This window comes from Kribbella sp. NPDC023972, assembly GCF_040639075.1.
GTDB lineage: Bacteria > Actinomycetota > Actinomycetes > Propionibacteriales > Kribbellaceae > Kribbella.
In genome coordinates, this window is the sequence record NZ_JBEZZH010000002.1 from 41,803 (window position 1) to 63,777 (window position 21,975).

Below are 21,975 nucleotides of genomic sequence, written 5' to 3' on the forward strand. Positions count from 1 at the left end.
TCTACACGGAGCTTCATCCATGACCGCTACGTCGGCTGCAATCGCGGCGGCCATCTCGTCGTACCTCCTGATACCACCTCACCCAGACCTCCGCCGCCTCTCCCCACAACCCCGCCGCGCCCGGCCGCAAACACCTCGCCTACACAAGCTGGCCACGACCGCAGCCGCCCTCGGCCTCCTCCTCGCCCTCGGAATTCCATGGGGCGTCCCGCTCGCAGCCGCAGCCGTCTTCACCATCCCCAGAGCCCTATCCCGCCTGGAACCAGCAGCCACAAGGCAACGCACTGCCCAGATCACCCACGACCTCCCGCTGGCAGTAGACCTACTCGCCGCCTGCCTCCGAGCCGGACGCCCACCACAACAAGCTCTCGCGACCGTGGCCGCCGCCATCCACGGTCCACTCGCCGAACTCTTGGCCGAGGTCGCCCACCACCTCACCCTCGGCGCAGACCCCGCTGACGCCTGGTCACATCTCCGCTCCGAACCAGCCTGCGCCCCCTTCGCCAGAGCCATCGACCGCTCACTCCGTTCAGGCGCACCGCTGTCAAAGACTCTCGAACACCTGGCCGACGACACCCGCCAGGCACACCACCACGCCGCTGATCAACGCGCCCGCGCCATCGAATCCCGCACCGCCTTACCGCTCGGCCTCTGCTTCCTGCCCGCCTTCGTCCTGCTCTCCATCGTCCCCACCATCGCCGACGCCTTGATCCCTTATCTATCTCGATAAAGGGGCCGCAGGCAACGAGCGCTGGATGGTCGAAGAGTTGTCCCCAGGTCCGAAACTCCTTCAAAAAAAGGGCTCCAACGACGGCACCTTGTCAGTGAGTGGTCCGGACGAGCCGGACCACAGATCGGGAGGTATCAGATGTCCAACGCGCTGGTGGCGGTCCGTCACCGTCTTCGCAACCGCTCCGAGCGCGGAGCCGCCACCGCCGAGTACGCGGTGAGTGTCGTCGCGGTCTGCGGCCTCGGCGGCATCCTCGTCGCCCTGCTGAAGTCCGACGCGATGCTGAACGCACTCAAGGCCCTCATCAACTACGCCCTGCAACTCGCTGGCGTAGAAGGCGTCCAGCTCTAACCCCGGGTCGGTCGCGGGCCCCCTCACCCGCGACCGACCCACCCAGCAAGGAGCCCAAAATGGCACCCACGACGACAAGCTGCGCCACCGCGGCAGACCCGCGCAACACCGCAACCAACCCGCGCCGCCCAGCAAAAGCCAGGCGCCCCACACCTAGAGTCCGGCGCAGCAGAGCTAGGAACTGGCGTGGCACGGCGAGCGACCGTTGTAGTAGAGCAAGAGTCCGGTGCGCCCATATCTGGGCCCCCGCGCTGATTGCCAGCCGCCGCCGGCGAGCTCAGCGTGGCGCGATCACCGCCGAGATCGCTGTCACCCTTCCAGTCCTGCTCACCTTGCTCTTCCTGGGGACCTGGCTGATCGGCGTAGTCATCACCAACATCCAATGCATCGACGCCGCCCGAGACGTGGCCCGCGCGGTAGCCCGAGGCGAATCCCCCGAAACAGCCCAAGAACTAGGCCGCCGCACGGCCCCCACCAACGCAACCATCTCCATCACCCGCATCGGCCCCGACATCCAAGTCACAGTCACCGCCACCCCCCACCACAAGATCCCGCTCCTCTCCGCCCTGCCACCCCCACCCATCCGCGCCCAAGCCACCCTCCAATCCGAGCCCACGACCCAGGCCCCGTCCCCATGACCCCACCCCAAACCTCGCCCTCAACCCCGACCCACCTCCCACCCGCTCCCTCCGCTGCAACCCCTCACCCGCCACCGCCGTACACACCACGCCACCCACCAACCCGCGACGGCGTACGCCGCCCGCCAACCAGGGACGAAGTACGCCGCCCACCAACCCGCGAGGATGCACGCCGTCCACCAGACACCGGCACAGCACTGGAGTTTCCAGCTCCCGACGTAGTACACCCACCGAGCCGACACCCGGTACGTCCTTCACTAACCGGCGACGCAGCACGCCACCTACCGACTCGCGACCTGCTCCTGCCGACTGGCAACGGAGTAGGCCGCCTGCAAACTGGCGGCGCAGTCCGGCGCGAGTCGAACGCCAGGGTGATGTGTGTCCGGCCGGTCGGTGGTGCAGTGCGTCACCGGCGTCGGCGGGTGCGGTCCGAGCGCGGGAGCGGCAGCCTCCTGACGCTCTTCGCCTGCGTGGTGGTTGCCACAGCCGTAGCCATGGCAACCCTCTGGGCAGCCATCTCGACAGAGCGCCATAACCTCGCGGCCGCCGCCGACCTAACAGCGCTGAGCGCCGCCCAATCCCTCGCATCCGGTGCCCCCGACCCCTGCGTGACCGCCCGCCGAGTTGCCACCACCCACCAGGTTGCGCTAGCCGACTGCCGAGTAACCGCCGACACCATCTCGATTCGGGTGACGAAGCAACTAAATCTCGCCGCTCTCGCGAGCCCGACGCTCTCCGCCCAGGCCCGAGCAGGCCCCGCCTAGGCGCCAGTTGCGTGATTGGTGGCCCAGCCCTTCGCCGACGTGCGCGGAATCGTGCGACCGCACAGAACAGAGGTGGAGATGAGAGGAAAGCGGGTGGTACTGAAGCGGTCGCGATCTGGTCGCAATCTGGTAGAGATGCCGCGTTGATCTGGACGAGGCGCAGGCGAGGCCTCCATGATCTGGAACCGAAGTCCTGCCCATCCTCCCGGACGCACTTCCCCGGCGCCCGGACGGTCACCCAGGAGGCTCGTTTGCCCGACCGCATCCGGCTGTTGCTGGTCGACGACCAGATCCTCAGTCGAGGCGTACTCAGAAACGGCCTGGAGCGCGAACGCGACCTGGAGATCGTTGCCGAGCTCAACCGTTCGGACGACGTGGTCGGCGCCGCGAAGCGGCTCCGGGCGAACGTCGCCCTGCTCGACACCGCCGGACCGGGGAACGACAGCATCAAGGTCACCACCAAGCTGCGCACGTCGATACCGGAGTGCCGCGTCGTCATGCTCACGACGTACGGGCGCCCGATCCACCTCCGCCGCGGTCTCGAGGCCGGCGCCAAGGGATTCGCGCTCAAGGGCAGCCCGGCGCCGCAGTTGGCAGACGCCGTACGACGGGTGCACCTCGGGCTTCGCGTGGTCGACGCCAACCTGGCCGCCGAGAACCTCAGGTACTCCGACACGCCGCTGGACGACGACGAGACCGACACCCTCCGCGCGGCCCGCGACGGCGGATCGGTCGCGCTGATGGCGCGCAAACTCGAAGTCTCCGAACGCGTCGTCCGCACCCGCCTCTGGTCCGCCATCGGCAAGACCGGCGCGCGCACCCGTTCCGACGCCATCCAAATAGCCGAACGCAACGGCTGGCTCCTCGACTAGCCAGCCGACCGCCCGCCCGCACCGACGACCACGCTGTGTGGTCGATGGTCATATCGGCGGGTGGCTCAGATCTGCCGGACAAAGAAGGTAGTTCGGCGGACGCCGGTGGTCAGCGCAAGGGTGGGACGTCGGATTCGTCGAGGGAGTGCAGATGTTGTCTGATCTGGTCGGCGGATCGGATGCGGTGGGCGGGGTGTTCGTCCCATTGGCGTAATAGCGCGAGCAGTTGGTCGCCACGGGCTGGCTGCCAGAGGTCGGGTACGTCGCCTAGGCCTCGAGGACGCGTTTGTGCGGATGCGTAAGGGATTTGTGTCTTGTCCATCTGGTCGATCGCCCACCGGATGTGTCCCAGTAACCGCACCACGGAAGCTGCTCGTACGGGACGTCCACCACGACCACCGGATACCCGAGCTCCGCGAGCACCGCATCGAACATTTGCCGAGCCTCGGTCGCCTGGCGGCGGGACAGCCCCGCGAGTTCACGCAAGAGCGTGCCTCAAAGCCCGCCGTCAGCCAGTGCGCCGCAAGCATCGGCAGATCGCATCTCGCACAACCTCACCACGAATCGCCTGCTCAGGCGTGATGTCAAAGTCCACCGCGCAAACCTCACACACCCGCCGTCATCACACCGGCCACCTGCCGTCATCACACCGGCCACCTGCCGTCATCACACCGGCCACCTGTGGTCCTCACCCGCCGACGGTCATAGCATTCACCGGCCCGCCGTTGATGCGCTGCTTGCGGTTGTCGTGCCCGACTGGGTGCTGTCATTGCGTGTCTGCGGTCCACACCAGCACCTGCCTTCGTCACACATCCCAACGTCGTCACACACAAGTCCACCCGGGCGCCGTCGTACGCTCACGGTCGTCACATCCAACCCGCCCGCCGTTGTTGCGTGGGTGCGGTTGGCGTGCCTGTCTGCGTGCCAGCGTTGCATGCCCGCGGTCGTCACACCGCGCTCGCGCTGCTGTTCGGTACGTCGTTCGTCGGCTCCGCCTGTCGTCGCCTCCGCCTGTCGTCGTCGCTGGACCGCAGTCGTCGCACCCCCGCTTGCCGTCGTCGCCGCCATCCGCCCTGCCTTCGTCCGACGCCTAGCGTCGCCACGCTACCCACGTGCCGTTGGCGCGTCCCGGTGTCAATGGGGGAGAGACTGGGCGCATGGTGCGTGGGCGGGTGATTGTGGTGGATGCTGCCAATGTTGTTGGGTCGCGTCCGGACGGGTGGTGGCGTGATCGGGCGGGGGCTGCGCGGAAGTTGTTGGTGAAGCTCGCTGCGCTGCAGGAGAGATTGGGGGAGACGACCGACGTCGTGGTGGTGCTTGAGGGTGCTGCGCGGGGTGCGGTCTCGGGTCCTGAGGCTCCGGAAGTGGGCGGCCTCCGGGTAGTACTCGCCGACGGCTCTGGTGACGACACCATCGCCGCTGTCACCGCTGAGACAGTTGCCGCTGACACCAACCCCGAGGTCACCGTAGTCACTGCCGACCGCGGCCTGCGCGAACGCATCGAACCAACAGGTGCCACAGCGGTAGGTCCCCGTTGGCTCCTCGATCAGCTCGGCCACTAGCCGCCGAAGTGTCGAAGGTATGCCGCGGGTGTCGTGCTGCGCTGTCGGTCTGGTTGGTCGAGCCATCAGCCGCGGCAGGTGTGTTTGAGGAGTGGTGCTGCGGTTGTCTGGCTGGGCCGGTTGAGTGGTCGGTGGGGGCATGGGCCGGGCGGGTGTGTTCAAGCAGTGGTGGTGCAGTTGTCGTACTGCGCCGCCTGTCCGTCGGTCGAGCCCTCAGCGGGCGGGTGTGTTAGACGAGTGGTGCTGCGGTTGGCGGGCTGGGCCAGTTGGCCGGGCCGCTTGATCTGTTGGAGGCGTGGGGCTGCAGTTTGTCCCGGTTGGGCCGGCCGGGAGTCGGTTTGAACGTCGGGCGTGGGGTGTTGAGTGTTGTTGTGGGGCTGCCGGGGTTAGGGGGAGGTGAAGGTCAGGATGTGGGGGGATGCTTTGTGGAGGGTGGGGAAGTGGCGGTGGGTGCCGGTCGGTGGGGTGGGGGTGTTTACGGTCCAGACGGTCATGCCGGCGTGGAGGGCGGATTGGACGCCGGAGGGGGTGTCTTCGATGACCAGGCAGTCGGTCGGGGCGGCGCCTAGTTGTTCGGCGGCTTGTAGATAGGGGATGGGGGAGGGTTTGCCTTCTTCGACGGCGGCTGCGTCGATGATCACGTTCGGGAGTGGTAGGCCCGTGCGTTGGAAGCGGCCGCGTACGCGGTGGTCGTAGTTTGAGGTGACCAAGGCCCAGGTGTCCGGCGGGAGGCTGTGGAGGAGTTCCGAGGCGCCGGGGAAGGCGGTGTAGGTGCCGGATCGGACGTCTTCGTCCTCCAGGGCGTGTAGGAGGGCTAGGCATTCGTGGGGATCACGGGTGGCAGCGACCTGGGCGAACGTCTCCATCGGGCGCGTGCGTAGTGCTACCTCGTAGACCTCGGCTGCGTTCAGACCGTAGTGCGTTGCCCAGGATTCCCAGACCTGGCGCTGGTTGCTCAGGGCGTCGATCAGCGTGCCATCGACGTCGAAGAGGACGTACCTCGTGCGGCGGTCTCCACTCGTCACGCGTCGATGATGCCAGCCGGTCTGCGCGCGAGTGGAGAACGGTCATAGGCGCAGAGCGAGAGGACGGTCCTTACGCGCAGAGGGAGAGGAGGCGCCCGTTGTGGGTGATGAGGTAGTGGGGGCCGGCGGTGGCCGGGACGACTTCGTGGGGGGTGCGGATGGGGCGGCGGGTGCCGTCGGGGGAGATGAGGAGGGTGTTGGGGGCGTCCAGGACTACGAATGAGTCTTCGGTGCGGAGGAGGACGGGAGCGGTGTAGGAGGTGGAGATGGCGGTGCGGCCGGCGGTGAGGGCTTCCAGGACGGCTCTGGGGAGCTCGTCGGGGCCTTCGGCGGAGGCGTCGACGGCGATCCAGGTGGTGGGGGTGCCGGGTGGGGTGATGGAGGACGGGTTGTGCCAGTCGCTCCCGCCGATGGGCGTCGTACTGGTCAGGCCCCAGGCTTGCCACCAGGCGATGGGGCCGCCCCAGGTGTGGTCGAGCCAGTTGGAGTGCCAGATCTCGGCGAGTGGTGGGTGTTCCGGCAGGGGGTGACGCCAGGAGCAGTCGCCGCCGAGTGGGTGGTTGATGGAGAGCAGTCCGCCGCGGGCGGCGACCTCCGTGACCCAGGTGGCAGCCGGACGGCGGAAGTCGACGACGCCGATGTCGCCGAACGCGTTCGCGTGGCCGGACTCGGTGGTCACCTCTTGGCCGGGGATCAAACCGATGCCGAACTTCTTGCTGAGCCCAGGCAGCTCGGGATGATGGGCGACCGTGTTGTGGTCGGTGATCGCCAGTACGTCGAGCCCGGCCACCACACCGAGTGCGGCGAGGTTGGCGATCGGCGTGGACCCGTCGGAGTGCAGCGAGTGCGCGTGGAAGTCGCCGGCCACCCACTTCAAGCCAGGGGCTGCGGGGAGCGTACGGCGTGGAGGACGAGGCGGTACGGCGATAGCCGCGGTGGCGTCGGCGTACTCGTTCAGACCTGGGACTACGTCGACCGGACCGGTGACTGCTTCGACGATGAGCTCGACGCCTTCGACAGGGAGGCGGTGCAGGCCGATCACGACCCACCAGGTGCCTGGCTCGAGGTCACCGGGCAGGTAGCCAGGTGTCGCCGCGGTCGGAGTGATGGCGAACGTACGGCGTGCGCCGCCGGACCACCCGCGCCAACCGCCGGCACCTTCGCAGCCGATGTCGATGACGGCGCCGTCGACCGGTGGGATGGTCAGCGTGACGAGCAGACCGGGGCAGCCGACCGGGATGTCGACCGGCAGCGAGTGCCAGACCGATTCGGCGCGGTCGTCGAGGGTCCAGTGGCGGCGGTACGACGTGTTTGCCATCAGCCTACTGTGGCCGGTTGACGGGCGAGGAGGTCGCCCGACTCGCGGTCGTACAGGAGAACGCGCGACGCCGGTGCCGTGAGCACGACCGTGGTACCAGGCTCCGGCTCGTCCTCCTCCGGCACGGTGACGCCGATCAACGTGCCGTCGCAGTCCACGCTCACAAGGGACTGGGTGCCGAGGTTCTCCGCCACCACGACCTGGCCGCGCAGCGACGGTCCGGTGACGTCGCCGGTGGTGAGCGTGAGGTACTCGGGCCGCGCGCCAACCGTCACCTCAGCACCGACCGGCGCCGACCCGGTTGCTGCAGGCAACAAGCCTCCCGCGACCGAGACGGTGCCGACGGGGTCTGAGCCGGGCCGCGAACCATTCGCACCGGAGGGTGAGCCGGCGGCGGAGGTGACTGTGCCGGGGAGGAGGTTCATGGGGGTAGAGCCGATGAAGTTGGCGACGAAGGTGTTGGTGGGGCGGGCGAAGACTTCGCGGGGGCTGCCTAGTTGGCGGAGTTTGCCGGCCTCCATCACCGCGATGCGGTCCGCCAGGGCCAACGCCTCGGCCTGGTCGTGGGTGACGAAGACGGTGGTGATGCCCAGGTCCCGCTGCAGCTTCTTCAGGAACGTCCGGGCTTCCAGCCGCAACCGGGCGTCCAGGTTGGAGAGCGGCTCGTCGAGCAGCAGCACCTTGCCCTGGGACGCGATCGCGCGGGCCAGAGCGACCCGTTGCTGCTGGCCACCCGACAGTTGGCCGGGCTTGCGTTCGAGCAGCCCCTGCAATGACAGCTCACCAGCGGTCCGTTCCGCTGTCGCCGTACGGGTCGCCGCGGAAACCCGGCGTACCTTCAACGGGTAGGTGATGTTCTCGGACACGTTCATGTGCGGGAACAGGGCGTAGTCCTGGAAGACCATCGCCACCCCGCGCTTGCCCGGCTCGGTGCGCGTCACGTCCACGGCGTCGATCCGGACCGTGCCCTCGGTTGCTTGCTCGAGGCCCGCGATCGTTCGCAACAGGGTGGTCTTGCCGCAGCCGGACGGGCCGAGCAGGGCGAAGAACTCACCGTCCTCCACGTGCAGGTCCAGCCCGTCGACGGCGCGGACGCCGTTCGGGTAGACGGTCGCGAGGCCCTCGATGTCGATACCCGCCATCAGCTCTTGATCCCTCCATGGAAACGGAACCCGTACCGCGAGTTCACCAGCAGGTACAGCACGACGACCGGGATCGAGAACAGCAGCGAGAAGACCGGCAGCACCTGCAGGTTCACGCTGCCGCCTTCGTCGGTGAGGGTCTGCATCAGCACCGCACCGGGCTGCAACTCGATCGACCGGATGAGCAGGAAGGGCACCAGGAAGTTGCCCCAGGAGTTCACGAACGCCCAGACCATGATGGTGGCCAGGCCGGGCCGCGCCACCGGCAGTACGACGTCGCGCAGGATCTGGCCGGTGGACGCGCCGAAGACCCGGGCCGACTCCTCGTACGACTTCGGCACCGCGTCGACGAAGTCCTTCAGAATGAAGATTGCCGCCGGCAACAGCCCGCTCGTCATCACCAGTGCGACCCCGAACCGGGAGTCGATCAGGCCGAGCTGGAAGATCATCACGAAGATCGGCACCATCGCGGCCGTCCCGGTGACGACCGAGGACAGCAGCAACAGCCCGTACAGCAACGCGTCCCGCCCGGGAATCCGGACCCGCGACAACGCGTAGCTGGCCAGCGCGGCGAACGCGGTCACCGCCACCGCGACGGTCACGCAGATGACGAGTGAGTTGACCATCGAGTGCATCGCGTACGGATGGTCGAGGGTCTTGCGCAGGTTCTCCAGCGTCCAGTCCGGCCGGTGGACGCCGAGGCCCGGGTTCTTGTCGAACGGCGCCGACGCGATCCACAGCATCGGGACCGCGAAGAACAGCATGATCGCGCAGATCAACACGTAGAAACCGATCCGCCGTACGACGAAGGCCGCGGTCATGGGGTCTCCCCGCCTGGACTGAGGAGCGGAGCGAGGCCCCATGACCCCGCCGGCGCCGAAGGCCCGGCCAAAAGCACAGTCCTCACGAGCGCCTCCTCAGCAGTCGGAGGTAGATCAGCGAGACCAGCAGGTTCGCGATCAGCAGCAGGAACGAGATGGCCGAGGAGTAGCCGAGCTCGCCGCCCTGCAACGCCACGTTGTAGATGTAGACGGGCACCGTCTCGGACTCGTGGTTCGGCCCGCCCTTGGTGAGCAGGAACGGCGAGAAGTCGTTCGCTGTCCACAGCGAGATCAGCAGCGTGTTGGTGAGCACGTGACCCCGGATGTGCGGGAACACCACGTCCCGCAACGTCTGCCATCCGGATGCGCCGACCATCCGCGCCGACTCCAGTTGCGATGGCGGGACGGCCTGCAGCGCGGAGGAGTAGAGCATCATCGAGAACGCCGTGCCGCGCCAGGTGTTGAACACCACCAGGCATGCCATCGGGTAGTCGATCAGCCAGGCGGTCCCCGGCGTACCCAAGATGCCGTTGAGGGTGCCGCCGTCGCGGTCGAAGAAAGCGACCCACAGGTACGCGACCACCGTGGAGGGCAGGATCCAGGCCAGCAGGACCAGGCCTTCGACGGTACGGCGTACGACGGGACGCGTACGGCGCATCACCCAGGCCAGGGCGAAGCCGAGGATGTTCTGGCCGATGATCGCGGAGCCGAGGACGAACAGCAGCGTCAGCCACAGGGCGTTGTGGAAGAGCGCGTCGTTCAGTGCCTTGGTGTAGTTGGACAGGCCGACGATCGACGGCGACACCGCCTCGACACCGGTGAGCCGGTAGTTGGTGACGCCGATGTAGATGGTCCAGACCGCCGGGAAGACCAGGAACGCCCCGATCAGCAGCAGCGCCGGCGCGACGAAAGCCAGCGCCCGGCCGACACCGAGCCCTGCGACGTCGACTGCCGGACCACGCCGACCCGCCGGACCACGCTCACTCGCCGGACCACGCCCGGCCGGGCCGCCCTGCCCGGCCGGAGCACGTTCCTGGGCCGGGTTGACTGACACAGGTGCGGAAGCAGACGTCATCAGTTGCTGGCGACCTTGTCCTTGCTGCCGGCCGCGGCCTCGACAGCCTTCTGGTACGCCGCCGCCGCGGCGTCGGTGGTCTTCCCGCCGACCACGTCCGCGGTCGCCTGCTGCAGGTTGGCCGAGACCTTCGGGTACTCCGCCAGGCCCGGACGGTACTGCGTGATCGGCAGCACCTTGGTGGCGACGAAGTTCAGCATCGGGTCACTGGCCAGCACCTCGGTGTTGACGTCGGTGCGCTGGGTGATCTTGGCCGCGCCGTTCAGGGACTCCTTCACCATCTCGGCGGAGTTCATGAACTGCAGCAGTTCCCAGGCCTGCTGCGGGAACTTCGTGTTCGGGTTGATCACGGTCGCGCCGCCACCGGACATCGAGACGAAGTCCTGGCCCTTCACGCCACCGCCCGGCTTGCTGGCCGGGATCAGCGCGTAACCGACGGCGGTGTCCCGGTCGGCCATCTTGGCGACGCCCTCCTTCGGCTCCACCACGCTGCGCCAGAAGTAGTCGCTCTCCAGCAGGATGCCGATCTTGTTGGCGGCGAACTGGGCGAACGACTTGTCCCGGCCCTTGGCCTCGCGCTGCAGCACCGGGTCGCCGAGGCCGGTCGAGTAGATCTGGCGGTAGAAGTCGAGCACCTGGCGCAGCTGCGGGGTGTCGCCGAGCCACTTGCTGTCGGAGTAGACGGTCGCGCCGGTTCCCACCAGCAGCGGCAGCACACCCTGCATCGTGGTCGCCTCGCCCATCGCCGTACCGGCGTTGATCTGGATCGGGGTGACGCCGGGCACCTTCTTCAGCGCCTGGCCGGCGGAGATGATGTCGTCCCACGACTTCGGCTGCCAGTCGGCCGGCAGTCCCGCCTGCTGGAACAGCTTCTTGTTGAAGAACAGCACCCGGCCGTCGGTCCCGCCGGGGACGCCGTACCGCTTGCCGTCGAAGCTGCCGAGCTGCTGGACCGCCTCCGGGATCTGCTTCCAGCCGTCCCAGTCGTCCACCTTGCCGGTGTCGCCGACGGTGTCGGTGAGCGGTTTGATGTAGCCGGCCTGGGCGAACTCGCCGACCCAGATACCGTCGATCTGGATCAGGTCCGGGCCGGACTTGTTCGACAGGTCCAGCGACAGTTTCTGCTTGTAGACCTCGTCGTCGGAGCCGTCGCCCTGGAACTTGACCGTGACGTCGACGCCCTTGCCCTTCTGCTCGGCGACGAACTTCGGGATCAGGACGTCCTCGATGAAGGTGGCGCCGGCGCTGCTCTTGCCGCCCTTGACCGCGTTCGAGCCGATGGTCAGCTCCACCTGCTTGGCCTCGGCGTTGCGGTTCGCGTCCTGGTCGCCGCCGGTGTCGGACGAGCCGAGACAGCCGGTGAGCAGCGCGAGAGCCGCGGCGCCCAGGGCTGCGGATGAGTACAGCCTCAGTGATCGCATCAGGGGTCTCCTTGCGGGTCGGTGCAGCGAGTGCCCGTCAAAGATTGGCACTCCTTGGCGACTATGTGAAGACTTTTACCCAACCGCCCGGAAAACGTTGTCAGCCTGTCCCCCGTGCCGCCGGCAACCGGTTGGGGGCTGCAGGCAACGTCGTACGCGAAAAACCCTTCCAGGGGCCCACTCTCAAGCCGCGGACGGTTATCGGTGATCCGGCCGCGGCGTCAAATCAGGTTCGGGCGGGGGCGTTGCGAAAGGGTTAAAGTGAGCTCAAGGTTCTGTAGCAACCGGTATCTGACTAGATACATAACGTGACAACAGCCGGTAACGTCCCTGCCGATCGGTTCAGTGGATCGGAGGTGAAAGACATGCTGTTGCACGGACTGGCTTGCCTTCTCGACGACCTGCTCTGGCACTGCCACCATCACTTCTGGTGATGACAGCCCTGGCCGCCTGGTGACGGCCGCGGACGAGACGTCCGGACGGTGACCCCGACGCGAGGCTCCCGCTGACGCGCAAGCAGCGGGGATCCGCGGCGATCGGACCCGAGCACCGGTTCCGGACCGAAGACCTCACCAGACCCACAACTGAAGGAGTGTCGATCACCGAAGGATGAGAAGGCCAGCCGGCCCCGACGATGTCGGGGCCGGCTGGCCTCTGTGTGGCTGAGGATCCTCCTTCGGATCAGTGAGCCGGACGCGGCCATGCTCCGGTCGGCTGTGCCTGCTTGGCCTTCCCCATGCGCCAAGTCGTTGCTCAGGGCATCGAAATCGTGCTGCGGGATCGTCGTGCCCGACCCTGCGGAGGCTGTGCGGTGATCGAGAGGTTGCGGCAATCTCTGGATACGCGGACACAGCTCTGAGCTAGTTGATGCCCTGAGCAACAGTGTGTTCAGTGGGTTTGTTTCGTGTCAGTGGTGTTGTCGACCGGGTGGCGTTCGGTCGCCGGATGGTCGGCGGCGGGCGCCTCGTCGCGGTCTGCGGTTTGCCCCGAGCCGGCGTCACTCTGAGTAACCTCGGGCGTGGCGTGCGCGCGGAGTTCGCGCATCTCCTTGTGGCGGCGATAGCCGCGGCCGAGCCCCTTCTTGGTCAGCCAGAGCCCGAGGAGCAGTGTGGCTCCGGCCAGCGCGCCGAGGAAGAAGACGGTTGCCAACGACATCCCGAAGTCGACGCCGAAGACTTCCATCGTGGTGGACGCGGACGACGACACCGAGACCCCGAGGCCGAACAGGACGGCGAGGACGATCAGGACGATTCCGAGGACGGCCATGGTGAGCTGCTCTCTGCCAGCCGGGTGGCTGGCTGTTCAGGCCTCACTGCTGAGTAGTGCGGTGAGCAGCGCCACCGCGCCGCTCTTGTCCAGTGGGTTGTTCTGGTTCCCACATTTGGGCGACTGTACGCACGACGGGCATCCATCCACGCATTCACAGTGTGCAATCGCCTCACGTGTCGCAGTCAACCACTCACGCGCCGCGGCGTACCCGTGCTCGGCGAAGCCGGCGCCGCCCGGGTGGCCGTCGTACACGAAGACGGTGAGGCGGCCGGTGTCGGCGTGCCGGGCGGTGGAGACGCCGCCGATGTCCCAGCGGTCGCAGGTGGCGAACAGCGGCAAAAGGCCGATCGAGGCGTGCTCGGCCGCGTGCGCCGCGCCTGGTACGTCGTACAGCCCGAGCGCGGCCACGGTGGTGTCGGGCATCGTCCACCAGACCGCTTTGGTCCGCAGCGTCCGCACGGGCAGGTCGAGCGGCTGCTCATCCAGTACGTCGCCAGTCGCGATCAGCTTGCGCTGGAACGAAACCACCTGGCTCGTCACCTGGACCCAGCCGCGCGACAGCTCCGCCGTACCCCAGGAGCACGTCTCCTCGGTCGCCAGGATGCTGATCTCGGTCACGTCCCGGGCGAAAGTGGTGTAGTCGGGGGCGGCCGGCTCCACGACGGCGGCGTACCCCTCGAGGTCGAGGGTCTTCACCAGGTAGGACTCGCCGGCATGCACGTAGACCGCGCCCTCGTGGACCGACGAGTGCGCCGAGCCGCCGTCGACTGTGCCGAGCAGCCGGCCGGTCTGGTCCTCCACGATCTGCACTGTCTTGCCACCAGCCGAGCGGATGTCGATGGCGTCCACTGCCCGCTCCCGCCGCGTCCAGAACCAGCCGTGCGGCCGCTCCCGCAGCAGGCCCTGACGGACGAGCTGCGCGATGACTGTCGGCGTCGTACTGCCGAAGATCTGGTAGTCCGCTGCGGTCAGTGGGAGCTCCTGGGCGGCGGCGCAAAGCTGGGGGCCGAGGACATACGGGTTCTCCGGGTTGAACACCGTCGCCTCGACAGGACGTCCGAAGATCGCGGCCGGATGTCGGACCAGATAGGTGTCGAGCGGGTCGTCGCGCGCGACCAGCAAAGCCAGTGCGTCGCCACCTGCGCGTCCAGCACGCCCGGCCTGCTGCCACAGCGATGCCCGGGTGCCAGGCCAGCCAGACAGCAGTACGGCGTCCAGGCCGGCGATGTCGATGCCAAGCTCCAGCGCATTCGTCGCGGCGACTCCGGTCAGCTCACCGCTCTGCAGCATGCCTTCAAGCCGTCGGCGCTCCTCTGGCAGATAGCCCGCCCGGTACGCCGACACCTGCTCGGCCAGCGCAGGGTCTACCTCGGCCAGGTTCTCCCGGGCTGTCATGGCGACTGTCTCGGCGCCACGCCTCGACCGGACGAAGGCCACTGTCCTGACACCAGTAACGACCAGGTCGGTCAGCAGGTCGGCCACCTCGGCTGTGGCAGAGCGTCGTACCGGAGCGCCGTTCTCACCGCGCAGTGAGGTCATGGGCGGCTCCCACAAGCCGAAGGCGATGCCGCCCCGCGGAGAGCCGTCCTCGATCACCTCCACCATCGGCAGGCCGGTCAGCCGCTCACCGGACACTGCCGGCTCAGCGACTGTGGCCGATGCGCAGACGAAGATCGGGTGGGCGCCGTACTGGGCGCAGACCCGACGCAGCCGCCGCAGCACGCCGGCCACGTGCGCGCCGAACACACCGCGGTAGTGGTGGCACTCGTCGACCACGACGTACTGCAAGCAGCCGAGGAAGCGAGCCCAGCGCTGGTGATTCGGCAGGACCGAACGGTGCAGCATGTCCGGGTTGCTCAGCACGTACGTCGCGTGGTCGCGGGCCCAGTCGCGTTCGGTGCGTTCCGAGTCACCGTCCAGCGTCGTCGCCCGCAGCCCGGGCACCGTGTACGACGAGACCGCGCGGAGCTGGTCATGCGCCAGAGCCTTCGTGGGAGACAAGTACAGAACAGACGCCGTCCGTCGATGCGGTGAGGCGGCCTGCGCGATGCTCAAGGTGGCAAAGGCGGGCAGCAGGTAACCGAGCGACTTGCCCGACGCTGTCCCGGTCGCGACCACGACATGCTTCCCGGCGTACGCCGCTTCCGCCGTGGCGACCTGGTGAGTCCATGGTGCGGTGATGCCGGCGTCCGCGAGTTGGCTGAGAACCTCGGCCGGGACCCACCGGGGCCAGGCACATGTCTGCCCGGCGCGGGCCGGCACGGACTCGACGTGGGTGAGCCGGTCGTCCCTACCCACGGCAAGGCGCTTCAGCACGACCGCCGCCTCACCACCTGCACGCATAACCCTGAGCTTAGTTATGCCCTCGGACAGTGGTGTTCCGGTCCAGTCCTTCCCGTGCAAGTGCGGATGCACGCAGCTTTTTCGGCACGAAGATCGACTTCGGGTGTAACGAGATGAAAGAGTTTTCGGAGACGGCCCTACTCACGGTCCGTACATGGTTGAATGCAGCAGTTCACGGGATCGGAGGCCGAAGTGGATCTGTCGCTCAACGCGCGCGCCGAGGGCGGGCGGACCGTCATCGAGGTGGCGGGGGAGATCGACGTCTACACCGCACCGAAGCTCCGCGAGAAGATCGCCGCGCTCGTCGACGAAGGTGTCCATCACCTGGTGATCGACCTGGAACGCGTGGAGTTCCTGGACTCCACCGGTCTCGGCGTTCTCGTCGGCGGACTGAAACGGGTGCGTACCCACGACGGATCCCTGTCCCTGGTCTGCACCCAGGAACGGCTGCTGAAGATCTTCCGGATCACCGGCCTGACCAAGGTCTTCGACATCCATCCGGATGTCGAGTCCGCGATCTGAGCCAAGCGAAAAGGTATCCGCACAGCTACGAAGAGTGATGCTCTTGCCTGATCCACCGGGTATGGCGTAGACCACCCTGTCGTCAGGTCTGGTCGAATACCCGTTAGAGTGACCCACCGCGCCAGTCATTGGCGCTGTGTCGTATTTCCCCAACCCTTCGGTTGCGGCAGACGGGGGCCGTCAAGCACGGATGGGTTGCCTACAAGGAGGACGGATGTCCGCGCTGCTTGCACAAGCGGTGGATCTTTCGTCGAGCAACACCACACTGGTGATCGTCGTCGGAGTGATCGCGATCCTCGCGGTCGCCATTGCGATGGTCTTCCGGGGCCAGGTGCTTGCCGCGAACGATGGCACCGAGAACATGAAGACGATCGCCGCGGCGGTTCAGGAAGGCGCCTCGGCGTACCTGAACCGGCAGTTCCGCACCCTGTCGATCTTCGCCGTGATCGCATTTCTGCTGCTGTTCCTGCTGCCCGCGCACAGCGACAGCGGCAACGAGACCACGCTGAAGATCTTCCGGTCCGTCTTCTTCCTGGTCGGTGCGGGCTTCTCCGCCCTGATCGGCTACCTGGGCATGTGGCTCGCGACGCGCGCCAACGTGCGGGTGGCCGCGGCGGCCCGGCACGAGGGCCGCGACCCGGCGATGCGGGTCGCGTTCCGGACCGGCGGCACCGTCGGTATGGCGACGGTCGGTTTCGGCCTGCTCGGCGCCGCGGTCGTCGTCCTGCTGTTCAAGGGTGACGCCCCGACCGTGCTCGAGGGCTTCGGTTTCGGCGCCGCGATGCTCGCCATGTTCATGCGTGTCGGCGGCGGTATCTTCACCAAGGCCGCCGACGTCGGCGCCGACCTGGTCGGCAAGGTCGAGCAGAACATCCCCGAGGACGACCCGCGCAACGCGGCCACCATCGCCGACAACGTCGGTGACAACGTGGGTGACTGCGCCGGTATGGCGGCCGACCTGTTCGAGTCGTACGCCGTGATGCTGGTGGCCTCGCTGATCCTGGGCAAGGCCGCCTTCGGCGAGCAGGGCCTGATCTTCCCGCTGATCGTGCCGGCCATCGGTGCCGTCACCGCGGTCATCGGCGTCTTCCTGACCCGCCCGCGCACCGGCGAGAACGGCCTGCGCACGATCAACCGGGCCTTCTACATCTCCGCGGTCATCTCGGCGGTGCTGTGTACGGTGGCCGCCTTCGTCTACCTGCCGAGCAGCTTCGGCGACCTGACCGGGGCGACCGAGGCGATCGCCGCCCACGACGGCGACCCGCGACTGATCGCGACCGTGTCGGTGCTCATCGGCATCGTGCTGGCCGCGGTCATCCTGGCCCTGACCGGCTACTTCACCGGCACTGAGGACAAGCCGGTCAAGGACGTCGGCAAGACCTCGCTGACCGGCGCCGCGACCGTCATCCTGTCCGGTATCTCGGTCGGCTTCGAGTCCGCCGTGTACACCGCGCTGGTGATCGCGGCCGCCGTGTACGGCGCGTTCCTGGTCGGCGGCTCGGGTGTCGTCGCACTGTTCGCGATCGCGCTGGCCGGTTGTGGTCTGCTCACCACCGTCGGCGTCATCGTCGCGATGGACACCTTCGGCCCGGTCTCCGACAACGCCCAGGGCATCGCCGAGATGTCCGGTGACGTGGACGGCGAGGCGGCCCAGATCCTGACCGAGCTGGACGCCGTCGGCAACACCACCAAGGCGATCACCAAGGGCATCGCGATCGCGACCGCGGTGCTGGCCGCGACCGCGCTGTTCGGTTCCTACACCGACTCGATCTACGCGGTGCTCAACGACGCGGGCGACGCGGCGTTCAACGCGGACGCGCTGGTCTTCGACCCGTCCACCCTGGTCGGCATCATCATCGGCGCCGCCGTCGTGTTCATGTTCTCCGGTCTCGCGATCAACGCCGTCGGCCGCGCCGCCGGTGCGGTCGTCTACGAGGTACGTCGCCAGTTCCGCGACATCCCCGGGATCATGGAGGGCACCGGCAAGCCGGAGTACGGCAAGGTCGTGGACATCTGCACCCGCGACTCGCTGCGTGAGCTGGCCACCCCGGGTCTGCTCGCGATCCTGGCCCCGATCGCCGTCGGCTTCGGCCTCGGCGCCTCGGCACTGGCCGGCTACCTGGCCGGTGCGATCGCGTCCGGCACCCTGATGGCGGTCTTCCTGGCCAACTCCGGTGGCGCCTGGGACAACGCGAAGAAGCTGGTCGAGGACGGCCACCACGGCGGCAAGGGTTCGCCCGCGCACGAGGCCACCGTCATCGGTGACACCGTCGGTGACCCGTTCAAGGACACCGCCGGCCCGGCCATCAACCCGCTGATCAAGGTGATGAACCTGGTCTCGGTGCTGATCGCCCCGGCCGTCGTCGGTATGTCGGCGATCGGCGAGGACACCAACACCCCGCTGCGGATCGGCATCGCCGTCGTCGCGGTCGTCATCCTGGTCGCGGCCGTCATCGTCTCCAAGCGTCGTGAGTCGGTCATCGCCGACACTCCGGCCGAGGTGAACGCCGCCGCCTGATCCAGGCAAGCAGAACGGCCCGCCGGTTGATCCGGCGGGCCGTTTCGCATGGACCCGGACAGTCCACCGCCTTAGTGTCGTCGGTACGACGAATGACGCCAGAGGTCTCGGCCGGTGCAGGGAGGTAGGGTGCCTCGACGACAGGACAACGGCTCTGCTCCTTCCCGGCACATGGCGACTGCCCGTCTGTCGGCGTTTCTGCTTCTTGTCGTGGCGGGAGTGCTGGCTGCGGCCCAGCCGGGGCACGCGGCGCCGACGCAACCGGATGTCAACTACCTCAACGCAGCCCACCAGATCAACCTGACGATCATCCAGGCCGGCGAGGCCGCCAAGACCCATGGCCGGAGTTCGTGCGTGCGGCGCGTCGGCGCCCTGATGGAACGTGACCATCGCAGACTGGCCGCGCAGGAGGTCGAGGTCGCCCGTCGTCTCGGCATCGGGCTGGTGACCATACCTTCGTCGGCCCAGCGTCAGCAGCTCACTGCTCTCGCCGCCAAAGCCGGGACCTCTGGGTACGACGCCGCCTGGCTGGCGTTGCAGCGGCAGGAGCACCGGCGGTACCTGTCGCTGATCGGGGGCGACCTGCCAAAAGCCGCCTCGCCTGCCGTCGAGTCAGTGGCCAACGGCGCCAAACCCGTGGTCCAGATGCATCTGCGCATGGTGGCAGGCACCTGTCGCGCCGAAACCGGCTCCCCGACAGTGCCCACTGGTGACGGCGGCCAGGTGGCGGAAGCCCAGCGGATACGCTCGCGGACAGGGTTGGTGCTGTTCGGGATCGGAATGCTTCTCCTGGCCGGCAAGCACATCCGGCCGCGGCGACGCCTGCTGGGAATCGCGGCGGTGGGCGTAGCGCTCGCGATGGTGTTCGGCGGGCAGCCCGGTGATACCGGAGAGGTCCCGGAAGCCGGCCCTTCGATTGCGGACCGGGAAGCAGCCATTCCGCCGGTCCGGCTGGCGCTGCCCGGCTACCTCGACGCGCCGGTGATGCCGGTAGCGACCGCGCGCGACGGCCAGTTGCAGGTGCCGAAGTCGCGTGCCGACGTGGGCTGGTGGGCAGCAGGTGCGGCGCCGGGCTCGGCCGGTGGCACCGTGCTGCTTGCGGGCCATGTGGACTCGGGCCGCGGGCGCGGGGTGTTCGCCGCGCTGTCCGAAGTGCGGATCGGCGCCAGAGTCGCGGTGACATCCGGGGACGGAGACGTGCACTGGTACCGCATCGTGGCTCGCCGCACTTATCCGCAGGAAGCCTTGCCCTCCGACCTGTTCCGCGGTGCTGCGAAGCCGCGGTTGGCGCTGGTCACCTGCATCGGCTCGTACGACCACTCGGCCCGCCGCTATACCCATAACCTGGTGCTGTACGGCGTTCCGTTGGATTGAAGCCGTTTCGTGTTGAAATCACACGTCGCCGCCATTCGGTGGTGACTTCCATCTTCAACGGCCCGTATCCCGAAGTACCGGCGTACTTCGACTTTCGGCTGATGTGGACCGCGCCCGGATAGGGGATCGTCGGGGTCGTGGTCAGGGCTTTAACCGATGGCAGTGCGAGCCGGCCGGACGGCAGAATCAACCCACGGGTGGACACACCGGATCCGCCCCGGGTCCGATGCTCAGGACGGGTCAGCCCTCGATACTGAATGCGACACAGCCCGCTCAGACGACCAGATGGCGCGCCACCGAACGAGGAGTACGGCGATGATCGAGGCAAAGGGCCTCACCAAGCGATACGGCGCAACCGTTGCCGTAGACAACCTGTCGTTCGAGGTGAAACCCGGCAAGGTGACCGGCTTCCTCGGCCCGAACGGGGCCGGCAAGTCCACCACCATGCGGATGATCCTCGGACTGGACACCCCGACCTCCGGCGACGTCCGGATCGACGGCCAGCGGTACCGCGACCTGCACCAGCCGCTGACCAAGATCGGTGCGCTGCTGGACGCGAAGTGGGTGCACCCGAACCGCTCCGCGCGGGCCCACCTGTCCTGGATGGCCGCCTCCAACAAACTGCCGAAGTCGAGTGTCGACAAGGCGCTGGAGATGGTCGGCCTGACCTCGGTCGCGAACAAGCGGGCCGGTGCCTACTCGCTGGGTATGTCGCAGCGACTCGGTATCGCGGGCGCGCTGCTCGGCGACCCGGAGGTGCTGCTCTTCGACGAGCCGGTCAACGGCCTCGACCCGGAGGGCATCGTCTGGATCCGCACCTTCATGCACCGGCTGGCCGACGAGGGCCGGACCGTGCTGGTCTCCAGCCACCTGCTGTCCGAGATGGCGCTGACCGCCGAGGAACTGATCGTCATCGGCCGCGGCAAGCTGATCGCGCAGAGCTCCACCCGGGAGTTCGTCGACCGCGCCAGCGGCACCACGGTCAAGGTGCGGACCCCGCAGCTGGACCAGTTGGCCGGCGTACTGCACCAGCAGCAGCTGGTCACCCGGATCGAAGAGGTCGACAACGAGGGCAAGGTGCTGTTCGTCGAGGGCGACCTGACCACCGACGAGGTCGGCGAGGCGGCCGCGGCGCACGGCATCGTGCTGCACGAGCTGTCGCTGCAGCGCGGTTCGCTGGAGCAGGCGTTCATGCAGATGACCGGTGACTCGGTCCAGTACCACGCCCACGACGAGCTCGCCCACGTCGGCGACGTGAACCTCGCGCCGCCGACCGGCGTCGAGGTGGCCTCGGGTCCGAAGGAGGACAACTGACATGTCGCTGATCACCGTCGAGCGGATCAAGCTCTTCTCCACCCGGTCGCCGTGGTGGTGCATGATCATCGCGGCCGTCCTGGCCATCGGCCTGGCCGCGCTGGCGACCGGGTTCGCGACCGGGCCGGACGAGGCCCAGGTGACACCGGCGATGACGCAGTTCGGCGTCGGGCTCGGGCAGATGGTCATCATGGTGATGGCTGCGCTCGCGGTCACCACCGAGTACCGCTTCGGCACCATCCGGACCAGCTTCCAGGCGGTCCCGCAGCGTGCCGCCCTGCTTCTGAACAAGACCCTCGTGGTCGGCACCCTGGCCGCTGTCGTCGGCCTGGCCGCCTCCTGGGGTTCGTGGGCGATCGGCAACCTGTTGGCACCCAGCGCGGACATGGCGATCAACACCTCGGCCGAGTGGCGGCTGATGTTCGGGCAGGCGTTCGTCTACGCGCTCTCCTCGGTGTTCGCGATCGCGGTCGGCATCCTGATCCGGCAGAGCGCCGGCGCGATCGCGATCCTGATCCTCTGGCCGCTGCTGGTGGAGAGCCTGCTGCCGCTGATCCCGAAGATCGGCGACGACCTGCAGAAGTGGACGCCGTTCACGAACGCGAACCAGTTCCTCAACGGCGGGCAGGACATGGGCCTGGCCGGCGCGGACGCGGCGGGCGCCTCCACCGCGCTGTCGCCGTGGTGGGCACTGGTGTACTTCGCCGCCTGGGCGTTCGGCCTGCTGATCATCGCCCTGGTGAGCGCGAGCAAGCGCGACGCCTGACAAGAACGACCCCGGTCGTGGTTGAGGGGCCCTGGCCGGGGGCGCGTGGCACGGTCGGGCTGAGGGGTCCTGGCCGCTACGGCCCGTGGCACATCCGGGAGACCGGATGGACCACGGGCCGTTCCCCGTTCCGGAAGCCGGGGCCGGGGT

19 protein-coding genes are annotated in these 21,975 nt (G+C 67.8%); 11 read left to right on the top strand and 8 right to left on the bottom strand.

Annotation, left to right across the window (positions count from 1 at the left end):
• Window positions 1–19 precede the first annotated feature (19 nt).
• The 6 genes from AB0F43_RS09505 to AB0F43_RS09530 all read left to right on the top strand — a co-directional run bounded on the left by AB0F43_RS09505 (window position 20) and on the right by AB0F43_RS09530 (window position 4,917).
• The gene (locus AB0F43_RS09505) at window positions 20–730 is read left to right on the top strand and encodes a type II secretion system F family protein (RefSeq protein WP_360473177.1); all 711 of its coding nucleotides are present in this window, start codon (window positions 20–22) and stop codon (window positions 728–730) included.
• 138 nt (window positions 731–868) lie between these two features.
• Complete coding sequence (locus AB0F43_RS09510) at window positions 869–1,081, top strand: DUF4244 domain-containing protein (protein WP_360473178.1); 213 nt, start codon at window positions 869–871, stop codon at window positions 1,079–1,081.
• Window positions 1,082–1,140: 59 nt separating this feature from the next.
• Entirely contained in the window at window positions 1,141–1,719 is a 579-nt protein-coding gene (locus tag AB0F43_RS09515) for a TadE family type IV pilus minor pilin (RefSeq protein ID WP_360473180.1), read from the top strand.
• Window positions 1,720–2,093: 374 nt separating this feature from the next.
• A complete protein-coding gene (locus AB0F43_RS09520) occupies window positions 2,094–2,483 on the top strand; it encodes an Rv3654c family TadE-like protein (protein WP_360473182.1) in 390 nt (129 codons plus the stop codon).
• A gap of 251 nt (window positions 2,484–2,734) precedes the next feature.
• Complete coding sequence (locus AB0F43_RS09525) at window positions 2,735–3,355, top strand: response regulator transcription factor (RefSeq protein WP_360473184.1); 621 nt, start codon at window positions 2,735–2,737, stop codon at window positions 3,353–3,355.
• A gap of 1,259 nt (window positions 3,356–4,614) precedes the next feature.
• Entirely contained in the window at window positions 4,615–4,917 is a 303-nt protein-coding gene (locus tag AB0F43_RS09530) for a hypothetical protein (RefSeq protein ID WP_360473186.1), read from the top strand.
• 386 nt (window positions 4,918–5,303) lie between these two features.
• Here the strand turns inward: AB0F43_RS09530 and AB0F43_RS09535 are convergent, their stop codons facing one another.
• The 8 genes from AB0F43_RS09535 to AB0F43_RS09570 form a co-directional block, all read right to left on the bottom strand.
• Window positions 5,304–5,942, bottom strand: coding sequence for an HAD-IA family hydrolase (locus AB0F43_RS09535; RefSeq protein ID WP_360473188.1), 639 nt, complete (start codon window positions 5,940–5,942; stop codon window positions 5,304–5,306).
• A gap of 70 nt (window positions 5,943–6,012) precedes the next feature.
• A complete protein-coding gene (locus AB0F43_RS09540; RefSeq protein ID WP_360473190.1) occupies window positions 6,013–7,260 on the bottom strand; it encodes a CehA/McbA family metallohydrolase in 1,248 nt (415 codons plus the stop codon).
• A complete protein-coding gene (locus AB0F43_RS09545) occupies window positions 7,260–8,402 on the bottom strand; it encodes an ABC transporter ATP-binding protein (RefSeq protein WP_360473192.1) in 1,143 nt (380 codons plus the stop codon). The genes AB0F43_RS09540 and AB0F43_RS09545 overlap by 1 nt, the downstream gene beginning before the upstream one ends.
• Entirely contained in the window at window positions 8,402–9,223 is an 822-nt protein-coding gene (locus tag AB0F43_RS09550; RefSeq protein ID WP_360473194.1) for a carbohydrate ABC transporter permease, read from the bottom strand. The genes AB0F43_RS09545 and AB0F43_RS09550 overlap by 1 nt, the downstream gene beginning before the upstream one ends.
• An 82-nt stretch (window positions 9,224–9,305) precedes the next feature.
• Window positions 9,306–10,298: a sugar ABC transporter permease gene (locus AB0F43_RS09555; RefSeq protein WP_360473195.1), complete on the bottom strand. Its 993-nt coding sequence runs from the start codon at window positions 10,296–10,298 to the stop codon at window positions 9,306–9,308.
• The gene (locus tag AB0F43_RS09560; RefSeq protein WP_360473197.1) at window positions 10,298–11,719 is read right to left on the bottom strand and encodes an extracellular solute-binding protein; all 1,422 of its coding nucleotides are present in this window, start codon (window positions 11,717–11,719) and stop codon (window positions 10,298–10,300) included. Before AB0F43_RS09560 ends, AB0F43_RS09555 begins: the two co-directional genes overlap by 1 nt.
• Window positions 11,720–12,607: 888 nt before the next feature.
• The gene (locus AB0F43_RS09565; RefSeq protein WP_360473199.1) at window positions 12,608–12,985 is read right to left on the bottom strand and encodes a hypothetical protein; all 378 of its coding nucleotides are present in this window, start codon (window positions 12,983–12,985) and stop codon (window positions 12,608–12,610) included.
• Between the two features lie 36 nt (window positions 12,986–13,021).
• Window positions 13,022–15,331, bottom strand: coding sequence for a DEAD/DEAH box helicase (locus AB0F43_RS09570; RefSeq protein ID WP_360473201.1), 2,310 nt, complete (start codon window positions 15,329–15,331; stop codon window positions 13,022–13,024).
• Between the two features lie 192 nt (window positions 15,332–15,523).
• On the opposite strand from AB0F43_RS09570, the gene AB0F43_RS09575 reads away from it, so the two are divergent.
• From AB0F43_RS09575 to AB0F43_RS09595, 5 genes are all read left to right on the top strand, one after another.
• Window positions 15,524–15,853, top strand: a complete 330-nt coding sequence (locus AB0F43_RS09575) for an STAS domain-containing protein (protein ID WP_360474489.1) — start codon at window positions 15,524–15,526, stop codon at window positions 15,851–15,853.
• A 214-nt stretch (window positions 15,854–16,067) separates the two neighbouring features.
• Window positions 16,068–18,371 (top strand): sodium-translocating pyrophosphatase, encoded by a 2,304-nt coding sequence (locus AB0F43_RS09580; protein WP_360473203.1) that lies wholly within the window; start codon window positions 16,068–16,070, stop codon window positions 18,369–18,371.
• A 171-nt stretch (window positions 18,372–18,542) separates the two neighbouring features.
• Window positions 18,543–19,745 (top strand): DUF4142 domain-containing protein, encoded by a 1,203-nt coding sequence (locus AB0F43_RS09585; RefSeq protein WP_360473205.1) that lies wholly within the window; start codon window positions 18,543–18,545, stop codon window positions 19,743–19,745.
• A gap of 315 nt (window positions 19,746–20,060) precedes the next feature.
• Window positions 20,061–21,059, top strand: a complete 999-nt coding sequence (locus AB0F43_RS09590) for an ATP-binding cassette domain-containing protein (protein WP_360473207.1) — start codon at window positions 20,061–20,063, stop codon at window positions 21,057–21,059.
• Window position 21,060: 1 nt separating this feature from the next.
• Window positions 21,061–21,825 carry a hypothetical protein gene (locus AB0F43_RS09595; RefSeq protein WP_360473209.1) on the top strand — a complete coding sequence of 255 codons (765 nt, stop codon included), beginning with the start codon at window positions 21,061–21,063 and terminating at the stop codon, window positions 21,823–21,825.
• The last annotated feature ends 150 nt before the right edge of the window (window positions 21,826–21,975 follow it).

What these genes read in the sequence shown, in the direction of transcription:
- AB0F43_RS09510 (WP_360473178.1), top strand. Translation starts at nt 869, where the DNA reads ATGTCCAACGCGCTGGTGGCGGTCCGTCACCGTCTTCGCAACCGCTCC.
- AB0F43_RS09595 (WP_360473209.1), top strand. Translation starts at nt 21,061, where the DNA reads ATGTCGCTGATCACCGTCGAGCGGATCAAGCTCTTCTCCACCCGGTCG.
- AB0F43_RS09515 (WP_360473180.1), top strand. Translation starts at nt 1,141, where the DNA reads ATGGCACCCACGACGACAAGCTGCGCCACCGCGGCAGACCCGCGCAAC.
- AB0F43_RS09505 (WP_360473177.1), top strand. Translation starts at nt 20, where the DNA reads ATGACCGCTACGTCGGCTGCAATCGCGGCGGCCATCTCGTCGTACCTC.
- AB0F43_RS09520 (WP_360473182.1), top strand. Translation starts at nt 2,094, where the DNA reads ATGTGTGTCCGGCCGGTCGGTGGTGCAGTGCGTCACCGGCGTCGGCGG.
- AB0F43_RS09545 (WP_360473192.1), bottom strand. Translation starts at nt 8,402, where the DNA reads ATGGCGGGTATCGACATCGAGGGCCTCGCGACCGTCTACCCGAACGGC.
- AB0F43_RS09590 (WP_360473207.1), top strand. Translation starts at nt 20,061, where the DNA reads ATGATCGAGGCAAAGGGCCTCACCAAGCGATACGGCGCAACCGTTGCC.
- AB0F43_RS09555 (WP_360473195.1), bottom strand. Translation starts at nt 10,298, where the DNA reads ATGACGTCTGCTTCCGCACCTGTGTCAGTCAACCCGGCCCAGGAACGT.
- AB0F43_RS09560 (WP_360473197.1), bottom strand. Translation starts at nt 11,719, where the DNA reads ATGCGATCACTGAGGCTGTACTCATCCGCAGCCCTGGGCGCCGCGGCT.
- AB0F43_RS09585 (WP_360473205.1), top strand. Translation starts at nt 18,543, where the DNA reads ATGGCGACTGCCCGTCTGTCGGCGTTTCTGCTTCTTGTCGTGGCGGGA.
- AB0F43_RS09580 (WP_360473203.1), top strand. Translation starts at nt 16,068, where the DNA reads ATGTCCGCGCTGCTTGCACAAGCGGTGGATCTTTCGTCGAGCAACACC.
- AB0F43_RS09550 (WP_360473194.1), bottom strand. Translation starts at nt 9,223, where the DNA reads ATGACCGCGGCCTTCGTCGTACGGCGGATCGGTTTCTACGTGTTGATC.
- AB0F43_RS09565 (WP_360473199.1), bottom strand. Translation starts at nt 12,985, where the DNA reads ATGGCCGTCCTCGGAATCGTCCTGATCGTCCTCGCCGTCCTGTTCGGC.
- AB0F43_RS09570 (WP_360473201.1), bottom strand. Translation starts at nt 15,331, where the DNA reads ATGCGTGCAGGTGGTGAGGCGGCGGTCGTGCTGAAGCGCCTTGCCGTG.
- AB0F43_RS09540 (WP_360473190.1), bottom strand. Translation starts at nt 7,260, where the DNA reads ATGGCAAACACGTCGTACCGCCGCCACTGGACCCTCGACGACCGCGCC.